The sequence below is a fragment of the Streptomyces aurantiacus genome (assembly GCF_001418335.1).
GTDB lineage: Bacteria > Actinomycetota > Actinomycetes > Streptomycetales > Streptomycetaceae > Streptomyces > Streptomyces aurantiacus.
Genome location: NZ_LIPP01000257.1, coordinates 1 through 8,654, shown reverse-complemented (window position 1 = coordinate 8,654; position 8,654 = coordinate 1). Strand labels below are relative to the sequence as shown.

The following is an 8,654-nucleotide window of genomic DNA, read 5'->3' as shown; positions in this document are numbered from 1 at the left end:
GGGCTGCAGCTGCAGCCCGGCCAGCGGGTCGACGATCGTCAGGTGCGGGTCGCGTCCCGCGCGCTCCATCATCCGGATCAGCGCCGCGCCGAACATCCCGTACAGGGTGCCGATCTCCAGGATCTCGTCGTTCGGCGGATCCAGCAGCGGTACGGCGGAGAGCTTGCCGCAGATGTTCATGGTCCCGCCGGCGATACGGCCGACCCCGAGCGACTCCAGGGCGATGAGCAGGCGGAACGACTGGGCGATGTTGCGCTCCGCACCGGCCCTGTCACCGGTCACCGACGCCAACTCGTCGATCGCGCGGGCCAGATGGACGTCCGCCGGGAGCCTCGACACGCCACGCCCGGTGCCGTCGAGCAGCAGCTCAAGAGGGCGCTGGCGGTTCCTCAGCGACGCCAGATCGCGCGGCGCACCGGCGGAGCCGCCCCCGAGGGAGTTCCGGATCCGCCGGTCGATGCGCTGGTCGATGAGGTCGGCGATCGGACGCAGGGTGCGCCGGGCGACCTTGGTGGTGAGTAGCGTTCGCATGGTTCTGTGACCCCCACAGATGTCGGATGCGGTAGATGAATCGCTGCGTCGCCCGTTGGCCGGGCCGCATCCGATGTGCCGGGACGTCGACGCCCCGTGCACCGCGTCCGCGCCCCGGTTCCCCCCTCCGGGCCATGGCAGTACTGCTCACAGCTCACACTCCTCATGACAGGCACGAGGAAGCTGAGGCCGCACACGTCCGAACATGTCCGTACGCTTTCGGCCACATCAGCACACAGCACACTAGGTTCGATTCAAAGCTCAACCACGGGTGGCGAAGTCACTGTTCGCACGACCGTCGCCGCGAGTTCACCGAGGAGCCGATCCCTCCTCCGCGTCTCCGCAGGAGCTCGGTGACCCTGCGATCTGCGATCTGCGGTCAGCGTCGTCTCAGGAGAGCCGAGCGCAGCCGTGGCGCCAGCGTGTCCTCGACGAACCGGTTGAGGAGCCAGGCCAGGGTGAGCATCGACAGCACCGTCAGGGGCAGAGTTCCGTACGCCGGGATGCCCAGCCGCTGGTGGAACGCCTCGACGGCGACCCAGCCCAGATGCTCGTGCACCAGATAGAACGGGTACGTCAGGGCGCCCGCGACCGACAGCCAGCGCCAGTTCGCCCAGTTCAGCCACCCCAGCGCGATCGCGGCGACGGCGACGAAGCCGAGCGTGACGACGAGGACGATCCCGAACGAGGTGCGGTAGGAGAAGAAGGCCGGGTTCGGCGCGTGCCACAGTCCGCGCATCGCGTAGTGCTGGCCGATCAGCCAGCTGACGCCCACGATGCCCCAGGCGTGCGCGTCGTGCCGGTCGCGGTGGACCAGGTAGAGGCCGATGCCGCCGATGAAGAACGGCGCGTACTCGGGCATCAGGACGAGGTCCAGCAATGGCTCGTTCGCGGCCTCGGTGAGCGCCGCGGCCAGGGTCCAGCCCGCGCAGAACAGGATGACGCGCTGCCGGGTCGCCCCGGGCAGGACGATGCACAGCGCGAACAGCGCGTAGAAGCGGACCTCCGCCCAGAGCGTCCAGCAGACCCCCAGCACCCGGTCCGCGCCCAGCGGCTGCTGCATCATGGTCAGGTTCACCAGCGCGTCGCTCGGCGAGACCGTCCTGTACGCCACCGCAGGCAGCGCGAAGACCGCCGTCACGATGATGACCGCCGCCCAGTACGAGGGCAGCAGCCGCGACGCCCGTGAGGCGAAGAACGCGCGCAGCGGCTTGCCCCAGCCGCTCATGCAGATCACGAAGCCGCTGATGACGAAGAAGATCTGCACGCCCAGGCAGCCGTAGGCGAACCACTCGTGCAGCGTGGGGAACTGGACCGCGGGCGAGCTTCCCCAGGCCTTGGAGATCTCGCCGCCGCGACCGCCGTAGTGGTACGCCGCCACCATCAGCGCGGCGATCAGCCGCAGCCCGTCCAGGGCGCGCAGCCGGCTCTCCCGCGGCTTCGGCCGCGTGGGTGGCAGGGGCGGGTCCGGCGTCGGCAGGACGGTACGGATCATCGTGCCCCCGGACGACACGTGCGCGTCCTTGGACAGTGCGGACAGGGCGAGGGTGTCCTCGGACATCGCGCGAGTGTCCTCAGACATCACGCGGGTGTCCTCGGGAATTTCGGTCACGGGTTTCCCCCAACGGCCGTTCTGTGGATTCGTGCGCACTGCGGGCCGTGGTTTCCGTGACCCGGGGCCTCGTGCGGGCCTCAGTTGACGCATAAGCACACTAGTGCGACCCACAGGTAGGCCCCGGTTTAAGGGCCAACGATTCTCCGTCCGGACCCCATGAATTCACCCGTCGTTTTTCTGCCGCCCCCTTTCCGTCAGATCAGGTGTCAGCGCTGCACGGCCTTCTTCAGGGAGCGTGCGCGGCGTGCCACCCGGCGCACCGTCGCGTTGCGCGGCAGGAACGCCAGCTGCGCCGGGACCGCGCCGGGCAGTGCCAGCGAGGTGAGCCGCTTGCGCTTGAAATAGCGCCAGGTGTACGTGTCCAGACGCTTCGTCAGATAGGCCTCGGCGGCCGGGCGCAGGTCCGGATAGATCTTCGGCTGCATCGCGTAGCCGACGGTGCGTACGAGTTCGGTCAGGACCTTCTCGTCCGTGCCCCGGCGCTGCCCGGTGACCGCCTCGCGGTCGGCCAGGTCGGGCAGCAGCGCGTCGACGACCGTCACCGGGACACGGTTGCTGTTCTCGTACGGGGTCAGGTGGTCGAGGAGCAGTTCCGTGCCGACGCGGGCCACCGGCAGGCCGTAGAGCGCGTAGGCCGTGAGCAGGGCCGTGGAGAAGCAGCCGACGACCAGCGCGGGACGCATCCGCTGGTAGAGGACCTCGGCGAGGACCGGGGTGTCGAGCACCGTCAGGTCGGTGCCCAGCTTCTCGGCCGCCTTCTCCAGTTCGCGCGTCCAGCGGGCCGGTGCCGAGGGGTGCGGCTTGAACACCACACGGGTGTGGCCGAGCGCGACGGCCCCCTTCAGCATCCGCACATGGAGGTTCTCCTCCTCCTCGGCGGTGAGGATGCCGAGTGCGGAGAGGTACTGGCCGAGCAGCAGCGCCGGTTCGTCGATCGACGGCAGCGCGTCACCGGTGTCGACCAGTTCGGCGAGCACCTTCACGAACGCGTCCGTCGGCACGATCTCGGGGCCCACCCCGAACTCGGTGAGCAGGAGGGGCTTGAGCCCCGGGACCAGGTCGAGGTGGAGCAGCCGGTCCACGCGGGTGCCGACCAGCGGGTCGATCTTGTTGCGGGTGGGGCCGTAGCTCATCAGGCCGTCGGCGTAGACGGTGACGGGTGCGCCGGTGAAGATCTGTGTGACGCCGAGCGCCGGATTGACCTGGATCGATTCGACGACGAGTTCCACGGGATCGTCGCCCAGCTGCCAGGCGAGCCGCAGATGCCGTTCCCACAGCGGGACGTCGTCGAGCCGGGGGGCCCAGCCGCCCGGGTGGAAGGGGGAGATGGTCTCGTTCCACGACACCACGTCGTCGAACCGCCCGCGCAGCCGCTCGAACCCGGGCATCTCGTCGATCCCGGGCGTCGTCTCCGGCGTCGCCGCGTTGTTGCAGACGAGCAGGATGCGACGGTCGGCCGGCGCGAAGCAGTCCGAGTCGAGGGCGGCGGCGAGCGTGGCCGTGCCGTACAGCGTCGAGGCCAGGAAGATCTGCGTGGTCACGCGGCGACTCCCGCCGTGGCGGGGCGGCGGCGCAGCCGGCGCAGCCGGGTGGCGCGCTGGACGTCCATGGAGTCGAGGGCCTCGTCGAGGACGCTCTGGGGCATGCGGCGCAACGCCGCGGCGCTCATCGACTTCAGTTTCCGTGCCACCGTCGGCTCGAACCTTTCCATGGATCCCAGATGATGGGAAATGATCGCGCAATAGGTACGTACGGCTTTGGGGAGCAGTTTGTCCGCGTCCGGGTCCTGCGCGGTTTCCACCACGACCTGGTCGAACGCGCGAATGAAATCGAGCTGCCGTACGTCACCGATCTGCGTCAGTGAGGAGGCGACGCCACGCCGGTAGAACACACCGAGCAGCCCCACCGTGGCGAACGACTCCGCCTCCCGGTGCAGCTTCCAGATCCACGGCCGGTCCTCGGCCGTGCGCAGCCCGTCGGTGAAGTGCAGCAGGCCCCGGTCGGCCAGCCTGCGGTGGTAGATGCCGGCCCACGCGTACGCGTAGTCGACGGACGTGGAGCGGTCGGCGGGCAGGATCGCCTCGCGCGGATTCAGTACGACACCGCGCCTGCCGTGCGGCACGCGGTGGACGGTGCGGGCCCGCGCGGTGCACTGGACATGGTCCGTGCGCACGAAGTCGCACCCCAAACCCTCTATGGAGGCGAGGAGTTGCTCGTAGTAGCCGGGGGCGAGCCAGTCGTCCCCGTCGAGGAACGTGAGGTACTCGCCACGTGCCGCGTCGATGCCTGTGTTGCGCGCGGTGGCCAGCCCTCCGTTCTTTTCGTGTCTGACATGCACCGCGCCCGGGAGCTCCCGCTCCGCGCGCGCGAGAATGTCCGGTGTCTCGTCGCGGGAGCAGTCGTCGACGAGAATGAATTCGAAGTCGTCGCGTGCGTTCGCTCGCAGACTCCTCAGGGTGTCGGGCGCATATTGCTGCACGTTGTAGAACGGCACGATGACGGAGAGCTTGACCACCCACGTGACGTTAGGCGGCGGCCCGGCATTCGTCTTGACCGCTGGTGAGATACCAGGTGAACGACACGTGGCGGAATGGTGAACCCAGCTTTATCGGGCCCCGATCCGGGGCTGATTCGCCATTCGGCGGTGTGCTGTTAACCCGTTGTTGTATTCCGGTTGGGCCGGGGATCGGAATCGCTTCCTAGCGTCTTCGGTGTGCCAGCAAGTACCACGAAGTCCCTGCGAGTTGCCGTACTCGCCGATTCCGATACCCGGTGGAAATGGGGCGCGCTCACCGCAACCCGTATCGCACCGGCCGATTCGGACATCAGGCTCGACGGCTACCTCCTGCGGGGTCGTGCGACCCCCACCGCCCGTCAGCTCGAAGAGGTCGGCGTCCGCGCGGACTCCCTGCGCGAGGTCACCTCGGTCGAGTTCCTGCGGGAGATGGCCCGCGAGGAGGACGCGTACGACGTCGTCGTGCTCTCCCTCGTCGGCGGCGGCGTCCAGGCGATGCTCCACGGGCTCTCCCACCAGTGGCGGGAGCGCTCCGCGACAGGGAGCACCAAGCGGCCCGTGGTCGTCACCGGCTATGTCGGCGTCGTCTACGAGAAGCTCGCCGACGGGCTGCTGCTGCGGCACGGCGCGGACCTCGTCCTCGCCAACTCCCGCCAGGACGCGGACCGTTTCACCGCCGTGTACGAGGGAGTGGGCGCCGACGCCTCCTCGGTGACCGAGGTCGCGCTGCCGTTCCTCGGCGGCGACCCGTACGAGAAGCACGACCCGTACACGGTCGTCTTCGCCGCGCAGCCCTCCGTGCCGGAGAGCCGCAAGGACCGTACGTACCTGCTGAACCGGCTCGTCCAGCACGCCAGGCTGCACCCGGACCGCGAGGTCCTGCTGAAATTGCGGTCCAGGCCGGGCGAGCACACCACGCACATCGAGGAGCAGCCCTACCAGCGCCTCGCGGAGCGCATCCCGGGCGGCCTGCCCGCCAACCTCCGCCTCGTGTACGGGCACATGGGCGAGGTCCTCGACCGTACGGACCTGCTGGTCACCGTCAGCTCCACGGCGGCCCTTGAGTCCCTGCACCGCCGTATCCCCACCATCGTCCTCACCGACCTCGGGGTGCGCGAGTCGCTCGGCAACCACCACTTCGTCGGTTCCGGCTGCCTCGCCTCCTGGGACCAGCTGGACGACGGGCACGTCCCGGCACCCGACGAGCGCTGGGTCGCCCGGCAGGGCGTGGCGGCCGGAGGCTCCGCCGCGGCCGGGGGTTCCGCCACGGGGGAAGGCTCGTACGAGACGGCCTTCGACACGGCCCGCGAGCGCATCGCCGGGCTGCTCGGGCGGGGCGCGCTCCCCGCTCTCGCCCCCTACTACACGCCTGTCACCGCGCCCGGCTATCTGCCCGGCGTCCTCGCCCGCCACCACCTCGCCCCGGACGGCAGCCCGCTGCCCGGCGCACCCGACGCGGACCGGGAGCCGGGGCCCGTGCGGCAGATCGTGCGGCGGGCGGCCCGCGGGGCGTACCGGCACGGGGTGCAGCGGGTGGCGCCGGTCATCCGGCGGATGGGGGAGCTGTGACGTTCCGCTCCGCTGCCGGTGCCGTCCTGAACCCGCGGGTCCGTCGTGGCTGGGCGCGCAGTTCCCCGCGCCCCTTCGGGGCACGACCGTCAACCAAGGAGTACAGCCAATGACCAACTCGGAAGCGGGACAGGTGGTAGCGGGGCGGGTGAAGCCGGTGCGCCGCGTGCTCGCCGTGATTCCCGCTCGGGGCGGCTCCAAGGGTGTGCCCGCCAAGAACCTGCTGCCCGTCGGCGGCGTACCGCTGGTCGCCCGCGCGGTGCGTGAGTGCCGTGCCGCCCGCCTGGTGACGGACGTCGTGGTCTCCACCGACGACCAGGCGATCGCCACCGCCGCCCGCGAGGCCGGCGCCGAGGTCGTGCTGCGGCCCGCCGCCATCGCCGGCGACACGGCGACCTCCGAGGCGGCCGTCCTGCACGCGATGGACGCCCACGAGGCACTGCACGGCTCCGCCGTCGACGCCGTACTCCTCGTGCAGTGCACCAGCCCCTTCATCGTCCGCGAGGACATCGACGGGGTGGCGGGCGCGGTCGTGGAGAACGGCGCCGACACCGCGCTGACCGTGGCGTCCTTCCACGGGTTCATCTGGCGCGACGCCGACGACGACCCGGCCGTGGTCGACACCGGGCACACCCGGTCCGCCGCGGGCGGCACGACCGTCGCGGCAGCCGAGGCAGCAACGACAGCCACGATCACGGACGGCGGGTACGGGGTCAACCACGACAAATCGTTCCGCCCGCGCCGCCAGGACCGCCCCCAGGACCTCCTGGAGACCGGCGCCGCCTACGCCATGGACGCGGCAGGCCTGCGCGAGCACAAGCACCGCTTCTTCGGCCGGACCGAACTCGTCCGCACCGACCCCGCGCGGGTCCTGGAGATCGACGACCCGCACGACCTCGCCCGCGCCCGCGCCCTCGCGCCGCTCTTCGACGCGAACAGGCCAGGCGCCCTCCCGACCGCCGACGACATCGACGCGGTCGTCCTCGACTTCGACGGCACCCAGACCGACGACAGGGTGCTGATCGACTCCGACGGACGGGAGTTCGTCTCCGTGCACCGCGGCGACGGACTCGGCATAGCGGCCCTTCGCAGGAGCGGCCTGTCGATGCTGATCCTGTCCACGGAACAGAACCCGGTCGTCGCCGCCCGCGCACGGAAACTCAAGATCCCCGTGCTGCACGGCATCGACCGGAAAGACCTCGCACTGAAGCAGTGGTGCGAGGAACAGGGCATCGCGCCCGAGCGCGTGCTCTACGTCGGCAACGACGTCAACGACCTCCCGTGCTTCGCCCTCGTGGGCTGGCCCGTGGCGGTCGCGAGCGCCCACGACGTCGTACGCGGCGCCGCGCGCGCGGTCACCACCGTTCCCGGCGGCGACGGCGCGATCCGAGAGATCGCCAGCTGGATCCTCGGCCCCTCTCTCGACTCCCTCGACAGCTAAGGAACTTCTCCGCCATGAGCACCAACTCCCGTCTGCGCACGTTCGGTTCGAAGACCGCGGGTCCCGGCCACCCCGTCTATGTCGTCGGCGAGATCGGCATCAACCACAACGGCGACCTCGACAACGCCTTCAAGCTGATCGACGCCGCCGCCGAAGCCGGCTGCGACGCCGTGAAGTTCCAGAAGCGCACCCCGGAGATCTGCACCCCGCGCGACCAGTGGGACATCGAGCGCGACACCCCCTGGGGCCGCATGACCTACATCGACTACCGCCACCGCGTGGAGTTCGGCGAGGACGAGTACCGCAAGATCGACGAGTACTCCAAGTCGAAGAACATCGCCTGGTTCGCCTCCCCGTGGGACACCGAGGCCGTCGCCTTCCTGGAGAAGTTCGACGTCCCGGCCCACAAGGTGGCCTCCGCCTCCCTGACCGACGACGAGCTGCTCCGCGCCCTGCGCGGCACCGGCCGCACGGTCATCCTCTCGACGGGCATGTCGACCCCGAAGCAGATCCGCCACGCGGTCGAGGTCCTCGGCTCGGACAACATCCTGATGTGCCACGCCACGTCGACCTACCCGGCGCAGGCGGAGGAGCTCAACCTCCGCGTCATCAACACCCTGCAGGCCGAGTTCCCGAACGTCCCGATCGGCTACTCCGGCCACGAGACGGGCCTGCAGACCACGCTCGCCGCGGTCGCCCTCGGCGCCACCTTCGTCGAGCGCCACATCACCCTGGACCGCGCGATGTGGGGCTCCGACCAGGCCGCGTCGGTCGAGCCGCAGGGCCTGACGCGCCTGGTCCGCGACATCCGCACCATCGAGGCATCCCTCGGCGACGGCGTCAAGAAGGTCTACGAGTCCGAGCTGGGCCCGATGAAGAAGCTGCGCCGCGTGTCGGGCGTCGTCGCCGAGGCAGAGATCGCGGCGGCAGCCGGCGAGCCGGTAGCGGTCTGAGCCCTTCCCACCCCTGCCACCCCTTCCGAC

Annotated in this window: 6 protein-coding genes and 1 pseudogene; 3 read left to right on the top strand and 4 right to left on the bottom strand. The window is 70.1% G+C overall.

Features of this window, described 5'->3' with window-relative positions; all coding sequences use genetic code 11:
* From AOK01_RS29615 to AOK01_RS29600, 4 genes and pseudogenes are all read right to left on the bottom strand, one after another.
* Positions 1-531 (bottom strand): annotated as a pseudogene (locus AOK01_RS29615) (class I SAM-dependent methyltransferase); the annotation flags it as partial.
* A gap of 379 nt (positions 532-910) precedes the next feature.
* The gene (locus AOK01_RS29610) at positions 911-2,026 is read right to left on the bottom strand and encodes an acyltransferase family protein (protein WP_055517053.1); all 1,116 of its coding nucleotides are present in this window, start codon (positions 2,024-2,026) and stop codon (positions 911-913) included.
* 326 nt (positions 2,027-2,352) lie between these two features.
* A complete protein-coding gene (locus AOK01_RS29605) occupies positions 2,353-3,687 on the bottom strand; it encodes a polysialyltransferase family glycosyltransferase (RefSeq protein ID WP_055517051.1) in 1,335 nt (444 codons plus the stop codon).
* Positions 3,684-4,661: a glycosyltransferase family 2 protein gene (locus AOK01_RS29600; protein WP_055517049.1), complete on the bottom strand. Its 978-nt coding sequence runs from the start codon at positions 4,659-4,661 to the stop codon at positions 3,684-3,686. Before AOK01_RS29600 ends, AOK01_RS29605 begins: the two co-directional genes overlap by 4 nt.
* Positions 4,662-4,859: 198 nt before the next feature.
* Between AOK01_RS29600 and AOK01_RS29595 the strand changes: the two genes are divergently transcribed.
* The 3 genes from AOK01_RS29595 (at position 4,860) to AOK01_RS29585 (ending at position 8,624) form a co-directional block, all read left to right on the top strand.
* Complete coding sequence (locus tag AOK01_RS29595; RefSeq protein ID WP_055517048.1) at positions 4,860-6,230, top strand: DUF6716 putative glycosyltransferase; 1,371 nt, start codon at positions 4,860-4,862, stop codon at positions 6,228-6,230.
* A 109-nt stretch (positions 6,231-6,339) separates the two neighbouring features.
* A complete protein-coding gene (locus AOK01_RS29590; protein ID WP_055517046.1) occupies positions 6,340-7,671 on the top strand; it encodes an N-acylneuraminate cytidylyltransferase in 1,332 nt (443 codons plus the stop codon).
* Positions 7,672-7,685: 14 nt separating this feature from the next.
* The gene (locus AOK01_RS29585; protein ID WP_055517044.1) at positions 7,686-8,624 is read left to right on the top strand and encodes an N-acetylneuraminate synthase family protein; all 939 of its coding nucleotides are present in this window, start codon (positions 7,686-7,688) and stop codon (positions 8,622-8,624) included.
* Positions 8,625-8,654: the final 30 nt, after the last annotated feature.

What these genes read in the sequence shown, in the direction of transcription:
- AOK01_RS29590 (WP_055517046.1), top strand. Translation starts at nt 6,340, where the DNA reads ATGACCAACTCGGAAGCGGGACAGGTGGTAGCGGGGCGGGTGAAGCCG.
- AOK01_RS29585 (WP_055517044.1), top strand. Translation starts at nt 7,686, where the DNA reads ATGAGCACCAACTCCCGTCTGCGCACGTTCGGTTCGAAGACCGCGGGT.
- AOK01_RS29610 (WP_055517053.1), bottom strand. Translation starts at nt 2,026, where the DNA reads ATGATCCGTACCGTCCTGCCGACGCCGGACCCGCCCCTGCCACCCACG.